The sequence below is a fragment of the Pseudobutyrivibrio sp. MD2005 genome (assembly GCF_000621865.1).
GTDB lineage: Bacteria > Bacillota > Clostridia > Lachnospirales > Lachnospiraceae > Pseudobutyrivibrio.
The window spans coordinates 30268-49311 of record NZ_JHXE01000001.1 but is presented as its reverse complement, the minus strand read 5'-3'; the positions used below and the strand labels follow the sequence as shown (position 1 = coordinate 49311).

General features: G+C 32.3%; 18 protein-coding genes. 6 read left to right on the top strand and 12 right to left on the bottom strand.

What is annotated here, in order from left to right; genetic code table 11:
• Window positions 1-10 precede the first annotated feature (10 nt).
• The 12 genes from T498_RS0100215 to rpmH all read right to left on the bottom strand — a co-directional run bounded on the left by T498_RS0100215 (window position 11) and on the right by rpmH (window position 9936).
• The gene (locus T498_RS0100215; RefSeq protein WP_028234169.1) at window positions 11-499 is read right to left on the bottom strand and encodes a DUF4446 family protein; all 489 of its coding nucleotides are present in this window, start codon (window positions 497-499) and stop codon (window positions 11-13) included.
• A gap of 27 nt (window positions 500-526) precedes the next feature.
• Window positions 527-1417 (bottom strand): ParB/RepB/Spo0J family partition protein, encoded by an 891-nt coding sequence (locus T498_RS0100210; protein WP_028234168.1) that lies wholly within the window; start codon window positions 1415-1417, stop codon window positions 527-529.
• Window positions 1418-1420: 3 nt separating this feature from the next.
• Complete coding sequence (locus T498_RS0100205; RefSeq protein ID WP_028234167.1) at window positions 1421-2191, bottom strand: ParA family protein; 771 nt, start codon at window positions 2189-2191, stop codon at window positions 1421-1423.
• A 306-nt stretch (window positions 2192-2497) separates the two neighbouring features.
• Window positions 2498-2977: a hypothetical protein gene (locus T498_RS0100200; RefSeq protein ID WP_028234166.1), complete on the bottom strand. Its 480-nt coding sequence runs from the start codon at window positions 2975-2977 to the stop codon at window positions 2498-2500.
• A gap of 42 nt (window positions 2978-3019) precedes the next feature.
• Entirely contained in the window at window positions 3020-3739 is a 720-nt protein-coding gene (rsmG, locus tag T498_RS0100195) for a 16S rRNA (guanine(527)-N(7))-methyltransferase RsmG (protein ID WP_028234165.1), read from the bottom strand.
• A 59-nt stretch (window positions 3740-3798) separates the two neighbouring features.
• Window positions 3799-5682 carry a tRNA uridine-5-carboxymethylaminomethyl(34) synthesis enzyme MnmG gene (mnmG, locus tag T498_RS0100190; RefSeq protein WP_028234164.1) on the bottom strand — a complete coding sequence of 628 codons (1884 nt, stop codon included), beginning with the start codon at window positions 5680-5682 and terminating at the stop codon, window positions 3799-3801.
• An 88-nt stretch (window positions 5683-5770) separates the two neighbouring features.
• Window positions 5771-7141 carry a tRNA uridine-5-carboxymethylaminomethyl(34) synthesis GTPase MnmE gene (mnmE, locus tag T498_RS0100185; RefSeq protein ID WP_028234163.1) on the bottom strand — a complete coding sequence of 457 codons (1371 nt, stop codon included), beginning with the start codon at window positions 7139-7141 and terminating at the stop codon, window positions 5771-5773.
• Between the two features lie 104 nt (window positions 7142-7245).
• Window positions 7246-7875, bottom strand: a complete 630-nt coding sequence (gene jag / locus T498_RS0100180) for an RNA-binding cell elongation regulator Jag/EloR (protein ID WP_028234162.1) — start codon at window positions 7873-7875, stop codon at window positions 7246-7248.
• Between the two features lie 13 nt (window positions 7876-7888).
• Window positions 7889-9163, bottom strand: coding sequence for a YidC/Oxa1 family membrane protein insertase (locus T498_RS0100175; protein ID WP_028234161.1), 1275 nt, complete (start codon window positions 9161-9163; stop codon window positions 7889-7891).
• Window positions 9164-9181: 18 nt separating this feature from the next.
• Window positions 9182-9394 (bottom strand): membrane protein insertion efficiency factor YidD, encoded by a 213-nt coding sequence (yidD, locus tag T498_RS16435; protein ID WP_197019884.1) that lies wholly within the window; start codon window positions 9392-9394, stop codon window positions 9182-9184.
• A 20-nt stretch (window positions 9395-9414) separates the two neighbouring features.
• A complete protein-coding gene (gene rnpA, locus T498_RS0100170; protein WP_028234160.1) occupies window positions 9415-9753 on the bottom strand; it encodes a ribonuclease P protein component in 339 nt (112 codons plus the stop codon).
• A 48-nt stretch (window positions 9754-9801) separates the two neighbouring features.
• A complete protein-coding gene (gene rpmH, locus T498_RS0100165; protein ID WP_015550658.1) occupies window positions 9802-9936 on the bottom strand; it encodes a 50S ribosomal protein L34 in 135 nt (44 codons plus the stop codon).
• 472 nt (window positions 9937-10408) lie between these two features.
• Between rpmH and dnaA the strand changes: the two genes are divergently transcribed.
• The 6 genes from dnaA to gyrA all read left to right on the top strand — a co-directional run bounded on the left by dnaA (window position 10409) and on the right by gyrA (window position 18974).
• Window positions 10409-11797 (top strand): chromosomal replication initiator protein DnaA, encoded by a 1389-nt coding sequence (dnaA, locus tag T498_RS0100160; protein ID WP_028234159.1) that lies wholly within the window; start codon window positions 10409-10411, stop codon window positions 11795-11797.
• 270 nt (window positions 11798-12067) lie between these two features.
• Entirely contained in the window at window positions 12068-13183 is a 1116-nt protein-coding gene (gene dnaN, locus T498_RS0100155; RefSeq protein ID WP_028234158.1) for a DNA polymerase III subunit beta, read from the top strand.
• Window positions 13183-13398 (top strand): S4 domain-containing protein YaaA, encoded by a 216-nt coding sequence (yaaA, locus tag T498_RS0100150; RefSeq protein WP_028234157.1) that lies wholly within the window; start codon window positions 13183-13185, stop codon window positions 13396-13398. The genes dnaN and yaaA overlap by 1 nt, the downstream gene beginning before the upstream one ends.
• Window positions 13388-14497 carry a DNA replication/repair protein RecF gene (recF, locus tag T498_RS0100145; RefSeq protein WP_028234156.1) on the top strand — a complete coding sequence of 370 codons (1110 nt, stop codon included), beginning with the start codon at window positions 13388-13390 and terminating at the stop codon, window positions 14495-14497. The genes yaaA and recF overlap by 11 nt, the downstream gene beginning before the upstream one ends.
• Window positions 14481-16409, top strand: coding sequence for a DNA topoisomerase (ATP-hydrolyzing) subunit B (gene gyrB, locus T498_RS0100140; protein ID WP_036977573.1), 1929 nt, complete (start codon window positions 14481-14483; stop codon window positions 16407-16409). The genes recF and gyrB overlap by 17 nt, the downstream gene beginning before the upstream one ends.
• Before the next feature lie 51 nt (window positions 16410-16460).
• Window positions 16461-18974, top strand: a complete 2514-nt coding sequence (gene gyrA / locus T498_RS14400; RefSeq protein ID WP_036977572.1) for a DNA gyrase subunit A — start codon at window positions 16461-16463, stop codon at window positions 18972-18974.
• Window positions 18975-19044: the final 70 nt, after the last annotated feature.

Genomic DNA, 19044 nt, shown 5'->3' with positions numbered 1-19044 from the left:
CCATCCGTGATTAATTTAAAGCCTGCTGAAGAGCCTGCTCCTCTTCTTCTGCAAGCTGGATTATAGAATTTCCATCTATAATTTCCTTAACATAAGTATAACATCCTTCTCGCGAATGCATAGCATTAATTATGTATCCATTATTCTTTTCATTTAACATACAAAGTGAAAAGCTAAGCTTACCACCCATCTCGTTAAATGCGTCATACTTAACAAGACCAATTTTTTGGAAACAATCTTTCATATTCTTGAAGATTGCATCTATATTTCTTTCATTACTAGCATTTGCTTCAATAAGCTCATCAACCTGCTCTAATCTGTATACGAGTGTATCCTCTAAAGACTTAGCATCGTTTCCCTGCATGAAAATCTTGTATCTCTTTTTTAATTTACTCATTTGAACAATGAATACAATTAATAAGATCATCATAATTAGAACTAGCGCTGTGAGTCCGATAACAATATAGTCTGTACTAATTCCTAAATAACGTTCAATCATTATAATATCTCCATTCGAACATATGTTTTATTTTATAGATTCAAGCAAATCAACGATTCTATTTAATTCATCCTGAGAATAGTACTCAATTTCAAGCTTGCCTGATTTGTTATCCTTAGCATTGATAAATACTTTTGTTCCAAGAACACCCTTAAGCTTCTCCTGTGTATCCTGATAAACTGCTACAAGCTGAGGATCAATTCCTACCTTTGACTTTTTATCAGAAGATTTTTCATTGATAAGCTTTTTAACTTCACGTTCAACATCACGAACAGACATCTTTTCATCAAAAGCTCTCTCAGCAAACTCATACTGCTTATCTAAATCTGTAATTGCAAGCATTGCTCTGGCATGACCAGTTGTAAGCTTATCATCAACAATCATATCCTGAACTCGCTTATCTAGTTTTAATAAACGAAGTGCATTTGTAATTGTAGTTCTGCTCTTTGATACTCTTTCAGCAACTTCATCCTGCTTTAGCTTAAACTCATCAATAAGTCTTGCGAAAGCCATTGCTTCCTCAATTGGATTTAACTGTTCACGCTGAATATTATCAATAAGAGAAATCTCAACGAACTCCTGCTCGCTAAGATTCATAATAATTACTGGTACCTCTTTGAAGCCTGCAATTCTTGCAGCTCTCCAACGACGCTCACCACCAATTATTTCATAATACTTTTGACGATCCTGAACGATAATTGGATTAACGATTCCATGAATCTTAATATTATCTGCTAACTCCTGTAGCTTATCTTCATCAAAATTCTTTCTAGGCTGAAGCTTATTAGGCTCTACTTTATCAATATCAACCTTAACTGGTGAACCATGCTGTTCCGGATTAACAGCAACAACACCCTCATTCTTATTTACAATAAGAGAATCTAATCCCTTACCTAATCCTCCCTTTTTTGCAGCCATTTATTATATATCCTTTCTTCCAATAATTTCTTTTGCAAGATTGCGATAGCTTTCTGCTCCAGTAGACTTTGAATCATAAAGATTGATTGGAAGTCCGTGAGAAGGAGCTTCGGCAAGTCTTACATTTCTAGGAATAATTGTCTGGTAAACTGTTGTATTTAAATTATTCTTTACAGTATCAACTACATCTGAAGAAAGATTTGTTCTTGCATCATACATAGTAAACACTACTCCATCAATCTTAAGTTTAGAATTAAGTCTCTGCTGAACAAGATCAATTGTATGAATCAACTGGCTAATACCTTCCAACGCATAGTACTCACACTGGATTGGTACTAATACAGAATCTGCTGTTGTCATTGCGTTGATTGTTAACATATTTAATGAAGGAGGACAATCAATAATTACATAATCGAAATCATCCTTTACGTAATCTACAGCATTTCTAAGAATATATTCCTTTTCATTAATTCCAAGAAGTTCAATTTCAGCACCAGCTAAATCTACATTCGATGGAATAATTGTAAGGTTTGGAATATTTTCTACACTATACATACATTCCTTGATACTACACTGATCAAGAACTAAATCGTAAACTGTGTTTTCACATTCATCTTTGTCTAAACCAAGTCCACTAGTTGCATTTCCCTGTGGATCAGTATCGATAACTAATACCTTCTTTCCTGCTTCAGCAAGACATGCTGAAAGATTAATACTTGTAGTAGTTTTACCAACTCCACCCTTCTGGTTGGCAATTGCAATTACTCTTTTCATTTATTGTCTCCCTCTTTATGTAATATTATTTTATTCAACTTTTAGATTATATCATTCTATATTTTTCAATTCTACCAAGAAATTCTGTTTGATTTAGCATATATCTTTCTTGATATTACTAGATATTGTTATGATTTATATTAATTATTAATGTTTCACGTGAAACATTATTTCTTTAAAACAGCAACATATAGAAGTTGATTTATAAATCCAAATACTATATTTTGTGTTTCGGATGGGCTAAATACAAAAATGTTTCACGTGAAACATCACTATATTTAGGTTAGTAATAATTATAATTACTATTTAAAGTAAAGAAATCAGTTTTTCTAACTCAAGTTTTGCTCTATAAGGATCTAAAACAACAAAATCTTTTATTAATAAAAGAGAATCTTTTAAAGATTTTGTAGAATCGGAATCATTATTTACATCATCATTCACAAAATTTTGTTTTTTAGAAGGACGATTAATAACTGCAGTATTACTTAACAATGCATTTATCTCTACTATTCTTGCATCGAAAAATCTCATTTGTTGTAGCTTATCATTCATCTCACTATTAAGATTTTCTAAGCTAAGTCTAATCTCAGCAGCTTTTTCATTATTTTTTGCATTAATATCTCTAGGAGTAAATTCTTTAAAATAAGACTCATTAGATTCTTCTAATAAAGATAAGAACTTACTCTCTTCTTTAATTTTTGTTTCAAGTAAGTCTATATCTTCTTTAAGTTGAATTCTATCAGAATTTAATTCTTCTTGATATTTTTTTAAGAAATCATTAATCATAAAATCTCCAATACATTAATTGTTTCATATGAAACATAATAATTATTTAAGTGGCTCCTTACTTGGAGTTCCAGCTTTTCTAGGATATACTTTTGGCGTAGATTTAATCTTGTTGATTATAAGAAATGATCTACTAATATCTGTCTCAGGTAAAGTAAATAATATAGGCTTTTTCAACTTTCCACCTAATTTAGTAATAGCTGAACCTGACTGATTAATCTCTTCTGTAATATCACCAGACTTAAAACTAATAAAATATCCTTCTAGTCTTACTAATGGTAAGCAGTACTCTGATAAAGTAGATATATTTGCTACTGCACGTGAAACAACTAAATCAAAACTTTCTCTAAAGATTTTATTTCTACCAGCCTCTTCTGCCCTAGCATGAACAAGCTCAACATTTTTTAATCCTAAAGTATCTACTACTTCTTGTAAAAACTTTATACGTTTATTAAGTGAATCAATTAAAGTAAATTTTAAATTTGGATAAGCTATAGCCATAGGTATTCCTGGAAAGCCTGCACCTGTTCCTAAATCACAAACTGTCTTAACATCTTCAGGTAACACAGTACATATAGATAAACTATCTGCAAAATGTTTTACTATTACTTCATCAAAATCTGTGATAGCTGTAAGATTCATTACCTTATTTTTTTCAATTAATAATTCATAATACTTATCAAGTTGATTTATCTTCTCTTCAGATAAATCAAAATTCCACTTTGATAATGTATTAATTAAATAAGAATAATCTCTATTCATAATACTCCTAAAAAATCAGTGTGTTTTAAGGGTACTTCTATATATCCTAAAAACGATCATTATTTTTTCTTTTTATAGGTTTCTAAGTATACTAACAACACAGAAATATCTGCTGGGCTAACACCAGAAATTCTAGATGCTTGTCCAATATTTGCTGGACGCAATTTTGTAAGCTTCTGTCGTGCTTCTATTCTTAGACTAGATACATCATCATAATCAAGATCTTCCGGAATTAATTTTAGTTCAAGTTTTTTAAATTGTTTTACTTGCTTTTCTTGACGAGTAAGATATCCCTCATACTTAATATAGATATTAACTTCTTCTCTAACTTCAGCAGAAAGCTCTGGTCTATCTGGATCAATAGGAGCAAGTTTATCATAATCAAGTTCTGGTCTTCTAATTAAATCTACTAACTTAATTCCATTAGAAAGAGGTATACTTCCATAAGACTCTAAAAGTGCTTGAACTTCTTTTCTTGCACCTATATTAATTTCTTTTACTCTAGCAACCTCTTCGTTGATCAAACGCTCCTTTTCTACAACATGATCATAGCGTTCTTTTGAAAGAAGTCCAACCTCGTAACCGATTTTAGAGAGGCGAATATCTGCATTATCCTGTCTAAGTAATAGCCTATACTCTGCTCTTGAAGTCATCATACGATAAGGTTCTTTTGTTTCTTTTGTAACAAGATCATCTATAAGAACACCAATATAAGAATTTGATCTATCAAGAATCATTGGCTCCCTATTTTGTAATTTTAGAGCAGCATTAATGCCTGCAACTATACCCTGAGCTGCAGCCTCTTCATAACCACTACTTCCATTAAATTGACCCGCAGCAAAAAGACCATCAATATTTTTAAATTCTAATGATGCTTTTAGTTGAGTCGCGTTTATACAATCGTACTCTATCGCATATGCGTTACGAACAATTTTACAATTTTCTAATCCAGGGACAGTATGATACATAGCATACTGAACATCCTCTGGCATTGAAGAACTCATACCACCAATATACATTTCATTAGTATTTAGTCCTTCAGGTTCAACAAATAATTGATGTCTATTTTTATCTGAAAATCTAACAACCTTATCTTCTATACTAGGACAGTATCTTGGACCTGTTCCTTCAATAACTCCAGAATACATAGGTGATCTATCCAGATTAGCTCTAATTATTTCATGTGTCTTTTCATTTGTATAAGTAAGATAACATGGAACCTGCTCAATCTGAACATCATCAGGATTAGTGCTAAATGAAAAAGGAACAACTGGAGTGTCTCCTAACTGGATTTCCATCTTAGAATAATCAATAGAACGACTATCAATTCTTGCAGGAGTACCAGTTTTAAAGCGGTTCATTTCTACATTATTAGCAGTTAATGAAGATGTTAGGTGGTTTGCAGCCTTTAAACCGTTAGGACCTGTATGTTCAATAACATCTCCATACAAACATCTAGCTCTAAGATATGTTCCTGTACAGATAATTACTGCTTTTGAATGGTAAATAGCTCCAGATAAAGTTTTAACTCCACAAACCTTTCCATCATTAACTATTAACTCAGTAACTTCTGCCTGACGAAGTGTAAGATTATCTGTATCTTGCATAGTTTTTCTCATTCTAAGAGAATATGCAGATTTATCAGCCTGAGCTCTTAAAGAATGAACTGCTGGTCCTTTAGATGAATTAAGCATCTTTGATTGAATAAATGTATGATCAATATTGATACCCATCTGGCCACCAAGAGCATCTAACTCTCTAACTAAATGGCCTTTAGAACTACCACCAATATTAGGATTACATGGCATTAAAGCAACTGAATCCATACTAACAGTAAAACAAATTGTATTCTGACCCATACGAGCTGAAGCTAATGCAGCTTCACATCCAGCATGACCAGCACCTATAACAACAACGTCATAGGTCTCTTCTACTACAGACATATATAACTCCTTAAAAATAAATATATAATAACAAAATAAAAATTTCTTTTGTTACTGATATCAACAAACCTTCGCAAAGCTTGATTTATTATTTTCCCATACAAAATTCTGAGAAGATTTTATTAGCTAAATCATCATCGATTGTTTCACCAGTAATCTCACCTAAATAATTATAGGCATCCATTAAATCAATAGAAAAGAAATCTTCTGGCATCATATTTTCAATACTAACTAAAACATTATTCAAACTATTTTTAGCATTAGTTAAACAAGCCGCTTGTCTTGAATTAGTAATATATAATGTATCATCAGAATGTACATCTCCACTGAAAAACATATCAGTAATAGTACTCTCTAATTTTTTCAAACCATCTAAACTAACAGATGAAAAAGAAATAACATTTTTATTATATTTTTTGTATACATCTTCCTCGCTAATTACAGATACGAGGTCAGATTTATTAAGTAATATTATCACCTTTTTATCCATAATTTTATTAATTATGAACTCATCATCACTATCTATAGGTCTAGATGAATCTAACACAAACAAAATCAAATCTGCATCATCAATAGAATCAATAGCTTTATCGACACCAATCTTCTCAACAATATCATCTGTTTGTCTGATACCTGCAGTATCAATAATATTTAATGAAATACCATTTATTGTAATCTGCTCTTCCAAAGTGTCTCGAGTTGTTCCAGGAATATCTGTAACAATTGCTCTCTCTCTTCTAGATAAAGTATTCAATAAAGAAGATTTACCAGCATTAGGTTTACCTAGAATTAAAGTATTAATTCCTTCTTTTAAAATATGACCAGAATTAAATGAATTAATCAAATCATCAATTGATGAAATCATTTCATTAACTTTTTTATCTAACTCATTTGGATATCCTGTTAAATCATAATGTTCAGGATCATCTAAAGCTGATTCAATATAAGCAGTCTCATATAAAATCTTATCTCTTAGATTAACAATAATTTTATTCAAAGAACCAGAAAGCTGCTTAATAGAATTTTTCATTGAAAGCTCTGAATTAGAAGAAATCAAATCCATAATAGATTCTGCTTCTGATAAATCTATTCTTCCATTTAAAAAAGCTCTCTTAGTGAACTCTCCTGGTTCTGCAATTCTAGCACCAGCATTAACAAGTAATGATAGAACTTTCTTTAAAACTAAAATTCCACCATGACAATCTATTTCAATAACATCTTCAGTAGTATAACTACGAGGTGCTTTCATTATCATAACTAATACTTCATCAACAATATTTTCATTATCATAAATATGTCCATATTGAATTGTATGAGTATCGCAATCTACTAACTTATTCTTTCCACGAAAAATAGAATCAACTATAGAAATTGATTTTTCTCCACTGACACGAATAATTCCAATGCCAGAACTATTTAAAGATGTAGCAATAGCACAAATAGTATCTGAATGATTCATAATAATGCTCCATAAAAATTATTCATTTTATAAAATATACAACATTATTGAACATTTTATAAAAAGAATAAAAAGGGTTAGCCTATAGACTAACCCCTTAATTATTATTTCTTAAGAGTAATAACTACATAACGATATGGCTCTTCACCTTCAGAATGAGTAGTAACATTATTATCATTTTGAAGTGCTGAATGAATAATGCGTCTCTCATAAGGATTCATTGCCTCAAGAGTAACAGCCTTCTTTGTTCTCTTAACTTTGCTAGCCATGTTCTTAGCTAAATTTTCAAGTGTCTCTTTTCTACGACGTCTATAATCTTCTGTATCAATCTTAACTCTTGTATAATTTTCTGCTGAACGATTAACTGCAAGATTTGTAAGATACTGTAAAGAATCTAATGTCTGTCCACGCTTTCCAATTAAAACTCCCATTTCAGGACCAGCTAAATCAATTGAAAGTGTCTTATCAGCTTCTTCATATTCCATAGAAATATTTACTTCAAGCTGCATTGCTTCAAATACACCCTTTAAAAATTCATTAGCAACATCCTTTGGGTCTTCTTCAGTAGAAATAACAACTTTAATAACAGCATCTTTTGAACCAAGTCCAAGAAAACCAGCACTGCCCTCTTCTAAAACTTCGTACTTAATCTGATCAGAAGTTACACCTAATGAAACAGTGGCATTAGTAAGTGCATCTTCTACGCTTTTACCAGTAAACTCTTTATATTCCATTGGTATCTGCCCCCTATTTATTATTTTTTTCATTAAATTCTTTTACAAGATTAGCCTTTGCTGCAAGAGAATTTGAACTTGCCTTTGATCTTAATTCATCAGCTGCCTTTAAAGCATCTTCGTTATCTTTTACAAGATTAGCTTTGTCAGACATTGAAGACTTAGTAGACATACGAGCTGCTTCATAAATCTGAGCCTGACGAATTCCTCTCTTCTCAGCCTTTGCTGCAGCCTTATCTTTATTCTTCTCAATAATACTTTCAAGATCAATCTTTTCAAAATGCTTATTTAAGAAATACTGCTGAACAATACGAACAACAGCACCAGCAATCCAGTAAAGACCGAGACCAACTGGAACAGTGAAGCAGATGAAAAGTGACATAAGTGGCATCATAAGATTCATAGTCTTCATCTGGGCAGCCATCTGTTCTGACTGACCTTCAGTAGCCTGTGGAGTAAGCTTAATATTTGCCATCTGTGTCAAATATGAAATAACAGGAATGAGTAATGCACAAATAATTACTGCAAAGTTCTTTGATTCTGAAGACCATCCAGCCTTAATAAGGTTAAGTGGAGTATCTGAAATATTAAGAACAAAAAGATAATTAATCTTTTCAAGCTTTGCAATAACTGAATCAATTGATGATGTTAAATCAGGAAAAGCACTTGTAACTGCATCCCAACCAGAAGTTGGTAACTTATAAAGAACATCAACAATAAAATTAGAAACAACATCTGAATCAGCTGCTCCAAAATCAGGAGTTGTCTGTAATCTGAGATTAGCTCCATCATAGATACTCTGCATCTTATCAGCATATCCATCAGTTGCAATAATTCCGCTAACTAATCCACCAAATACATTTTTAACAGATGTGATATAAGCAGGTACATTATAGAAAACTCTATAAAGTGCAAAAAGAATAGGCATTTGAATAAGCATGTATCCACATGAACCTGTCATGGAAATACCATATTTATCGTAGAGTGCCTGAGTCTCCATCTGCTGCTTTTGCATACTATCCTGATCTTTAGCACCTTTGTACTTATCCTGAATAGCCTTTAATTCTGGCTGCATCTTACGAGTAAGAACAGCAAACTTTTGCTGCTTATATGTAAGAGGAAACATACATAAGTAAATAAAGACAGTAAAAATAAAAATTGTAAGAGCTATATTCTCGATGCCAATATTAGCAAGAAGAACATAAATCCTATCCATAATCCATCCAAGTAATTTAGCAATTGGTCCAAGGATAGATCCACCGTAAGCGGTAAGTAATAAATCGCTCAATGTAAAACCTCCAGTTACTTATGGAACCGGATCATATCCACCATGAGAAAAAGGATTACACCTTAAAACTCTCCAAAAAGCAAGACAACCGCCCTTTATTGCTCCATACTTTTCAACAGCTTGTAAACCATATACTGAACAAGTAGGACAATATGGACATTTGGTCGACTTCATTGGAGATAAATATTTTTGATAAAACTTAATTAAAAATATAAAAAGCTTCTTCAACATAATAGAAACATCGATTCCAATTATTTACGAGTTACTTTGTGAAGATTTGCAAGATGAAGTAAAGATTTTTGAATTTCACCGAATGTAGCAGATGCTGCAGCTTCTCTTACAACGACTACAATGTCCAAACCACTATTGAACATCTCTTCATTTAGTCTATAGCTTTCGCGTATCAGTCTCGTCAAATGATGCCTAACAATTGAATTTCCAACCTTTTTACTAACAGAAATTCCAAGTCGATTTCGATCTGAATTATTATGGTAAATATACATAACAAGCTGCTTATTAGCTTTGGATACACCTCTTCTGTATACAGTTGTGAAGTCTTTATTCTTTTTTAGAGATTCACTAAATTCCATAACAATTATTTTCCTTTAAATAGAAAGAAAGACCACATGGTCTGTGGCCTAAGCTGATAATTTCTTTCTTCCTTTTGCACGTCTTGCAGCAAGAACCTTACGTCCACCTGCTGTGCTCATTCTAGATCTAAATCCATGAACTTTGGATCTCTGTCTCTTTTTTGGTTGATATGTCATCTTCATAATATATCCACCTCCTCTTTATGAGAAAACATCAGTTGAAATTATAAAGGCAAAAGCCCATAAAGTCAATAAAAATTAAAGGAAAATAAGTTGGAATACATTGTGGATAACTATAAAACACAATATCTAAAGTGATTAAATCAGGATTAATACAAAATATAGTGGAAATCTTCGAAAAAAAATTTCAATCTTATCTACAGCCTGTGGAAAACTATGTGGATAATTATAAAAAAATAAATATTTATCCACATAAAAAGACGAAAATATATTAAAATAAAAGAAAAATATGTGGAAAACTCTAATTATTGATTGTGGATAAATAACAAAACTAATTTTAAAGGCCCAAATTCAAAAAATAAGCCATTTTATTAATCAAACAATCCCCTACACCTTTTTACAGTAAATATTGATTATACGGGCTTTTTAGTTTAGAATAGATAATAGTTTAGAATGTGGATAAAAGGGAAAGTATATGGAAGAACTTGTTAAAAAATGGGACGAAGTCCTGGATTATCTTAAAATTGAGTATAGCATCTCTGATGTTTCTTATAATTCTTGGTTAAAACCTCTCGAATTATTTCAAGTAGAAGATAACAAATTATATATCACTTACAACGGCGATCAAAATAATATGACAATCGGTTATATTACAAGAAAGTACGCCACTCCAATAAAAGTAACAATTGAAGAAATAACTGGAATTCATTACGAAGAAATAATCTTCATCACTCAAGACAATGCAAATCAAATCAAAAAAGAAAAAAATATAAATCTCAATATTAATATGGAAGAAACACAACCATTTGAAGAAAAAAGAATGGGTAACTCTTCCATCAATCCAAAGTTTACTTTTGAAAATTTTGTCGTAGGTAGAAATAATAGATTTGCTCAGACTGCTGCTCTTGCGGTAGCGGAATCACCTGGAGAATTTTACAATCCTCTCTATATATATGGTGGCCCTGGTCTTGGTAAAACTCATTTGATGCAGGCTATTGGAAACTACATCGAAGATCAAAATCCTAATACTCATATCTTATATGTAACTTCGGAAGAATTTACTAATGAAGTAATTGAAAACATGAGAACTAATAATAATGCTACAGCAATGCAGCGTTTCAGAGATAAATACAGAACTGTAGATGTTCTCATGGTAGATGATATTCAGTTTATTATAGGAAAAGAAGCAACACAGGAAGAATTTTTCCATACATTTAATGCATTACATGCAATGGGAAAACAGATTGTAATATCTTCTGATAAACCACCAAAAGATATGGAAACATTAGACGATCGTTTCAAATCAAGATTCGATATGGGTCTTATGGCAGATATAGGATATCCAGATTATGAAACTCGTATGGCTATCCTTAATAAAAAAATTGAAGAGAAAAACTTCAATTTAGATGAATCAATTAGAAAATATATTGCAGAAAATATTCAATCAAATATTAGAGAAATCGAAGGAGCTTTAAATAAACTCATAGCTTTTTCTCGATTGGAAAAGATTGATATAACAATGGATATAGCTGAAAGAGAATTACAGAATTTTATTTCTCCAAATATATCTAGAGAAATAACTCCGCAGTTAATAATAGAAGTTGTAGCAGAACATTTTAATATTACAGTAGATCAAATGGCATCAAAAAATAGATCAAGCTCAGTAGTTAGACCTAGACAAATTGCCATGTATTTATGTAATACAATGACAGATTCTTCACTTCAAGCTATTGGATTACTTCTTGGTGGTCGTGATCATTCAACAATCATCCATGGAGCTAATAAAATAGAAGAAGAAATAGATAAAGATGAAAATACAAAGAATCTAGTTGAAACAATTAAGAAAAAGATTAATCCAAATTAATGTGTAAAACTTGTTGATAAGTATGATAATAACTTGTTAGTTTCATGTTTATAGAATGTAGACAATTAATTAATTCAAAAAATTATCATTTTTTATTCACAAATTATCCATAGTTTATCAATAATTAATTCACATATTTTTTTGATTTAACTTTTTATGTTTTACGTATAAATAAAGGCGTTTCACAGTTATATACAAATCAACAACCTATAAGAATAGTACTTAGAATATAAATTATATTTTTTATGTTTAAGAAAGGGAGCGAATCAAATGAAAATTACTTGTCAAAAAGCTGACCTTGTCAAAGGAGTTAATATTGTATCGAAAGCAGTTCCTACCAGAACCACTATGGCAATACTTGAATGTATTCTTATTGATGCATCTTCTGGTGAAATAAAACTCACTGCTAACGATATGGAAATAGGAATTGAAACAATCATAAATGGAAATATAGAAGAAAGAGGAATCATTGCTCTTGATGCAAAGACTTTCTCTGATATAGTTAGAATGCTTCCTGATAACGAAGTTACTATCAGTACAGATGCTTCTTTCTTAACATACATTACATGTGAAGATGCTGAATACAAAATTGTAGGAAAATCTGGAGAAGATTTTTCTTATATTCCTGTTATTCAAAGAAATCAGCCAATCATCATTTCTCAGCTTACTCTTAAAGATATCATTAGACAGACAATTTTCTCAGTTGCTGATAATGAAAACAATAAGCTTATGACTGGTGAATTAATTGAAATCAAAGATAATAAGCTTAAAGTTGTAGCTCTTGATGGTCATAGAGTATCAATTAGAAATGTAGATCTTAAGAATCCAGCAAATGATGTAAAGGTAATTGTTCCTAAAAAGACATTAAACGAAATTACTAAGATTATCGATGGCGGCATTGATGATGAAGTAAGCATCTATGTTACTGATAATCATATTATTTTCGAATACGATAAGACTACAGTTGTTTCAAGAATCATTGAAGGTGAGTTTTTCAAGATAGAACAAATGCTTTCTGCAGATTACGAAACAAAAATTAAAATTAATAAGAGAAAATTCTTTGATTGCGTAAATGGTGCTACTCCATTCATTATCGAAGTAGATAAAAAACCAATTATTGTTAATGCAGTTGATAATTCTATGTCACTATCATTCTCTTCTGTTAAGGGTTCTATGAACAGAACAGTTGATATTGTAAAAGAAGGTAAGGACATAATGATTGGATTCAATCCAAAATTTGTATTAGATGCACTTAAAGTAATTGATGATGAAGAAATCAATCTTTATATGTTAAATGCAAAGAGCCCATGCTTTATCAAAGATGATGCAGGTTCATACACATATATTGTTCTTCCTGTTAATTTCAATAATCCAGGAGCAAACTAATGGAAAAAATACAAATTAGAGATGAATTTATAAAACTTGGTCAACTACTTAAGTTAGCTAACTTAGTTGAATCAGGTGCAATGGCAAAAGAAGTTATAGAGGATGGATTAGTTAAATACAATGGTGAAGTTGAAACTCGCCGTGGTAAAAAAATCTATCCTGGTGATGTTGTTGAATTTAATGGAGAAAGCGTAACAGTTACTAATGATAATTAAATCCATTGAGCTTGAAAACTTTAGAAACTATGATTCATTATCAATTAATTTTGATGAACATACTACTATCCTTTTCGGTGATAATGCTCAGGGTAAAACAAATATCTTAGAATCAGCTTATATTTCAGGTACTACAAAGTCGCATAAAGGTAGTCGTGATAAAGAAATAATTAAATTTGATAAAAATGAAAGTCATATCAAAACAATTATTTCAAAAAATGATAGAGACTATCAGATAGATATTCATCTTAGAAAAAATAAATCTAAGGGAATTGCTATTAACAGGGTACCAATAAAAAAGGCTGCAGATTTATTTGGTCTTATAAATATTATTTTCTTCTCACCAGAGGATTTGAATATTATAAAAAATGGTCCTTCTGAGAGAAGAAAATTTATGGATGCTGAATTATGTCAGATTGATAAAATATATCTTTCAGATCTTACAAACTACAATAAAGCCTTAAATCAAAGAAATGCTTTGTTAAAAGAAATGGTTTATAAGCCAGAATTGAAAGAAACATTACCAATTTGGGATGAGCAGCTTATTAATTATGGCAAAAAAATAATCAATAGACGTCAGCAATTTATAAATGATATCAATATCATAGTTAAAGATATTCATTCAAAAATCACATCTAACAAAGAAGATATAAATGTTAGTTATGATCCAAATATAGAAGATATCTTTTTCTTAGACGAATTAGTTAAGAATAAAGAAAAAGATATAAGATTCTGTCAAACATCAGTAGGCCCACATAGAGATGACATAAAAATAACAGTTGATGGAATAGATATTAGAAAGTTTGGAAGTCAGGGACAACAACGTACTTGTGCCCTATCTCTAAAGCTTTCTGAAATTAAACTAGTTGAAAATACGATTAATGACAAACCTATTTTACTTTTAGATGATGTTTTATCTGAGTTAGATAAAAATCGTCAAAGTGATTTATTAGATAATTTACTTGATACACAAACTATTATTACGTGTACTGGATTAGATGAATTTGTAAAAAACAGATTTCAGCTTAATACAGTATACAAGGTTAAAGATGGCTCTATAGAATTAATTACGGAGGAACTAAATGGCAGCAGAAATTAATCAGGAATACGGTGCAGACCAAATACAGATTCTAGAAGGACTAGAAGCAGTTAGAAAAAGACCTGGTATGTATATTGGTTCTACATCTGAAAGAGGTCTTCATCATTTAGTTTATGAGATAGTTGATAATGCTGTAGATGAAGCATTGGCAGGATTTTGTAAGCATATTCAAGTTACAATTAATCCTGATAATTCAATTACAGTAATCGATGATGGACGTGGTATTCCAACAGGTATCAATCATAAAGCTGGTATTCCAGCTGTTGAAGTTGTATTTACCGTGTTACACGCTGGTGGAAAATTTGGTGGTGGCGGATACAAGGTATCTGGTGGTCTTCATGGTGTAGGTGCTTCTGTTGTTAATGCCCTCTCAAATTGGGTAGAAGTTGAAATTAAACGTGAAGGAAAAATCTTTAAGCAGAGATATGAGCGTGGAAAAACAATGTATCCTCTTAAAGAAATTGGAACATGCAATCCAAAAGAAACTGGAACAAAAGTAACATTCCTTCCTGATGATACAATTTTTGAAACAACAATATTTGATTATAAGACACTAAAAGTAAGACTTCGTGAGACTGCATTTCTTACAAAAGGTCTTCGTATCACTCTTTCAGATACAAGAAATGAAGAAGTGAAGGAAGAAAGCTTCCACTACGAGGGTGGAATTAAAGAATTTGTTCAATACATCAATCGTGGAAATAAGCCACTTTATGAAGATGTTATTTACTGTGAAGGTACAAGAGATAATATCTATGTCGAAGTTGCAATGCAGCATAATGATGGATATCAGGATCAGGCTTACAGTTATGTAAATAATATTGTTACACCTGAAGGTGGTACACATCTTACTGGTTTTAGAGGTGCTCTTACAAAAGTATTTAATAAATATGCTAGAGACAACAAGATTTTAAAGGATAATGATCCTCAGCTTGAGGGTGATGATATTCGTGAGGGATTGGCTGCAATCATATCAATCAAAATCGAAGAACCACAGTTTGAAGGACAAACAAAGCAAAAGCTTGGAAATTCAGAAGCTAGAGGTGCTGTAGATTCAATTGTTACAGAGCAGTTGACATGGTTCCTTGAGCAAAATCCTGCTACCGCAAAGCTTATTTGTGAAAAATCTCTTCAGGCACAAAGAGCTAGAGAAGCAGCTAGAAAGGCTAGAGATTTAAGCCGTAGAAAGACTCCACTTGAAGGAATGTCACTACCTGGTAAGCTTGCAGACTGTTCAGACAAAGATCCAAGAAATTGCGAAATCTTTATCGTTGAGGGAGATTCCGCTGGTGGTTCAGCTAAAACAGCTAGAAGCCGTGCAACTCAGGCTATTCTTCCACTTCGTGGAAAAATCCTTAACGTAGAAAAAGCTAGAGAAGATAGAATTTATGGTAATGCAGAAATCCAGGCTATGATTACTGCATTCGGAACAGGTATACATGAGAATTTTGATATATCAAAGCTTCGTTATCACAAAATCATCATTATGACTGATGCCGATGTTGATGGAGCTCATATTGCTACTCTCATGCTTACATTCCTTTATAGATTTATGCCAGAGCTTATTAAACAGGGATATGTATATCTTGCTACCCCACCACTTTATAAGCTAGAAAAAAACAAAAAGGTTTGGTATGCATATTCTGATGAAGAATTAAATAATATTCTTACTGAGGTTGGTCGTGATGGAAATAACAAAATTCAGCGATATAAAGGTCTTGGTGAGATGGATGCTGAGCAGCTTTGGGAGACAACTATGGATCCTGAAAAGCGTATCTTAAAGAGAGTTGTTATTGATGATGAAGATGTTTCAGAGATTAACGTTACATTCTCAACACTTATGGGTGATAATGTAGAGCCTAGACGTGAATTCATCGAAGCAAATGCAAAATATGTACAAAACCTTGATATATAAGATTTCTTAAAAATTTTTCGGGCAAAGCCCGTAGAAAGAAAAAGGAAAAATATGGACGACAAAATATTTGATAACATTCATGATGTTGACCTGAAAGCAACAATGGAAAACTCTTATATCGATTATGCCATGAGTGTAATTGCCTCACGTGCTCTTCCAGATGTAAGAGATGGTCTCAAACCTGTTCAGCGTAGAGTTCTTTTCTCTATGATCGAACTTAATAATGGTCCTGACAAGCCACACAGAAAATGTGCTCGTATTGTTGGTGATACAATGGGTAAATATCATCCACATGGTGATAGCTCTATTTATGGAGCACTTGTCAACATGGCGCAGGAATGGAACACACGTTATCCACTAGTTGATGGACATGGTAACTTTGGTTCTGTGGATGGCGATGGCGCCGCTGCCATGCGATACACAGAAGCACGTCTTTCTAAGATATCCATGACAATGTTCGGTATCAATTACAAGGATGATAAATTCACACTTGGTAAAGATATCGACATGGATGGCGTTGACTTCATGCCTAACTTTGACGAGACTGAAAAAGAACCTACTGTTCTTCCAGCTCGTTATCCTAACCTGCTTGTAAATGGTACCACTGGTATTGCTGTAGGTATGGCTACTAATATCCCACCACATAATCTTCGTGAAATTATTGGTGCTGTTAATAAGATTATTGATAATCAAATTGAGGAAAACAGAGATACTGAAATCGATGAAATACTTGAGATTGTAAAAGGTCCTGATTTTCCTACAGGTGGCGTAATTCTAGGAAAAGCCGGAATCGAAGAGGCATACCGTACAGGTAAGGCTAAAATTAGAGTTCGTGCTGTTTCAGAAATTGAGCCTATGGACAATGGTAAAAACAGAATTGTTGTTACCGAAATTCCATATAATGTTAATAAAGCTCGATTAATAGAAAAGATTGCAGAGCTTCATAAAGATAAAAAAATCGATGGAATTACAGATCTTCGTGATGAATCATCTAGAGAAGGTATGAGAATTTGTATCGAGCTTAGACGTGATGTTAATCCTAACATCATTCTAAATCAGCTTTACAAGCATACTCAACTTCAGGATACTTTTGGTGTAATTATGCTTGCCTTAGTTGATAATCAGCCAAAGATTCTCAACCTTAAGGAGATGCTTACTCACTACTTAAATCATCAGAAAGATGTTGTAACTCGTCGTACAAAATACGAACTTAACAAAGCTGAAGAACGCGCTCATATTTTAGAGGGCTTACTCATCGCTCTTGATAATATCGATGAGGTTATTCAGATTATCAGAAGTTCTGCTGATGTAAATACAGCAAAAGCCACTTTAATGGAGCGTTTTGGTTTATCAGATGCTCAGGCTCAGGCTATTGTTGATATGCGTCTTCGTGCTCTTACAGGTTTGGAGCGCGATAAAATTCAGCAGGAATACAATGAATTACAGGTGCTTATTGGAAAATTGAAAGCAATTCTTTCAGACGAAAAGGTACTTCTTTCTGTAATCAAAACAGAAATTACAGAAATCGCTGATAAATATGGCGATGATAGACGTACATCTATTGGATATGATGAATATGATATAAGCATGGAAGATATGATTCCTGTTACAAACACAGTAGTGACATTTACAAAGCTTGGATATATCAAACGTATGAATGAGGATAATTTCAAAGCTCAACACCGTGGTGGTAAAGGAATCAAGGGCATGGATACAATAGATGAAGATTATGTTGTAGAAATGCTAATGATGTCTTCTCATGATTACCTACTCTTCTTCACTAACAAGGGACGAGTATACAGAATTAAGGCATACGAAATTCCAGAAAGTAGTCGTACAAGTCGAGGTATAGCTATTGTAAATATTTTACAGTTGCAGCCAGACGAAAAAGTTACAGCTATGATTCCTATCGAAGATTATCATGAGGACAAATATCTCTTCATGGCAACTGCAGATGGATTTGTTAAGAAAACAAAGATTACTGAGTACGATAACATCAGAAAGAATGGACTTACAGCTATTACTCTTCGTGATGATGATATGCTTATTGAAGTTAAGCTTACAGATGGTGACGAAGATGTAATCATGGTTACTAAGTATGGACAGGCCATCAGATTCAGTGAGACTGAAGTACGTGCAACCGGTCGTGCAACTATGGGTGTAATCGGTATGAATCTTGCCGCTGATGATATGATTATTGGTATGCAGCTAATTTCTCAGGGTGAGTCATTAATGACAGTTTCTGAAAATGGTCTTGGAAAGTGCACATTAATGAGTGAATTTAACACAATCCACAGAGGTGGAAAGGGTGTTAAGTGCTATAAGATTACAGAAAAAACTGGAAATCTTATTGGTGCTAAAGCAGTCGAGCAGGATGATGAGGTAATGCTTATAAATACTGCTGGTACAATTATTCGTATTGAAGTAGCAGGAACTGCTCTCCTTAGCAGAATTACATCAGGTGTAAAACTTATAGATTTAAAAGAGAATACTAAGCTAATTAGTATTGCAAAAGTAAGAAAAAGTGACACAATCTTAGCCGAAAATGGAGAAGAAACAGAGTAAAAATAACTACTGTAAAAAAAATGGGGAAATATTAAATTTTCCCCATTTTTTTATTGACTTTATGGTTCTT

What these genes read in the sequence shown, in the direction of transcription:
- T498_RS0100215 (WP_028234169.1), bottom strand. Translation starts at nt 499, where the DNA reads ATGATTGAACGTTATTTAGGAATTAGTACAGACTATATTGTTATCGGA.
- T498_RS0100210 (WP_028234168.1), bottom strand. Translation starts at nt 1,417, where the DNA reads ATGGCTGCAAAAAAGGGAGGATTAGGTAAGGGATTAGATTCTCTTATT.
- T498_RS0100205 (WP_028234167.1), bottom strand. Translation starts at nt 2,191, where the DNA reads ATGAAAAGAGTAATTGCAATTGCCAACCAGAAGGGTGGAGTTGGTAAA.
- T498_RS0100200 (WP_028234166.1), bottom strand. Translation starts at nt 2,977, where the DNA reads ATGATTAATGATTTCTTAAAAAAATATCAAGAAGAATTAAATTCTGAT.
- rsmG (WP_028234165.1), bottom strand. Translation starts at nt 3,739, where the DNA reads ATGAATAGAGATTATTCTTATTTAATTAATACATTATCAAAGTGGAAT.
- mnmG (WP_028234164.1), bottom strand. Translation starts at nt 5,682, where the DNA reads ATGTCTGTAGTAGAAGAGACCTATGACGTTGTTGTTATAGGTGCTGGT.
- mnmE (WP_028234163.1), bottom strand. Translation starts at nt 7,141, where the DNA reads ATGAATCATTCAGATACTATTTGTGCTATTGCTACATCTTTAAATAGT.
- jag (WP_028234162.1), bottom strand. Translation starts at nt 7,875, where the DNA reads ATGGAATATAAAGAGTTTACTGGTAAAAGCGTAGAAGATGCACTTACT.
- yidD (WP_197019884.1), bottom strand. Translation starts at nt 9,394, where the DNA reads ATGTTGAAGAAGCTTTTTATATTTTTAATTAAGTTTTATCAAAAATAT.
- rnpA (WP_028234160.1), bottom strand. Translation starts at nt 9,753, where the DNA reads ATGGAATTTAGTGAATCTCTAAAAAAGAATAAAGACTTCACAACTGTA.
- rpmH (WP_015550658.1), bottom strand. Translation starts at nt 9,936, where the DNA reads ATGAAGATGACATATCAACCAAAAAAGAGACAGAGATCCAAAGTTCAT.
- dnaA (WP_028234159.1), top strand. Translation starts at nt 10,409, where the DNA reads ATGGAAGAACTTGTTAAAAAATGGGACGAAGTCCTGGATTATCTTAAA.
- dnaN (WP_028234158.1), top strand. Translation starts at nt 12,068, where the DNA reads ATGAAAATTACTTGTCAAAAAGCTGACCTTGTCAAAGGAGTTAATATT.
- yaaA (WP_028234157.1), top strand. Translation starts at nt 13,183, where the DNA reads ATGGAAAAAATACAAATTAGAGATGAATTTATAAAACTTGGTCAACTA.
- recF (WP_028234156.1), top strand. Translation starts at nt 13,388, where the DNA reads ATGATAATTAAATCCATTGAGCTTGAAAACTTTAGAAACTATGATTCA.
- gyrB (WP_036977573.1), top strand. Translation starts at nt 14,481, where the DNA reads ATGGCAGCAGAAATTAATCAGGAATACGGTGCAGACCAAATACAGATT.
- gyrA (WP_036977572.1), top strand. Translation starts at nt 16,461, where the DNA reads ATGGACGACAAAATATTTGATAACATTCATGATGTTGACCTGAAAGCA.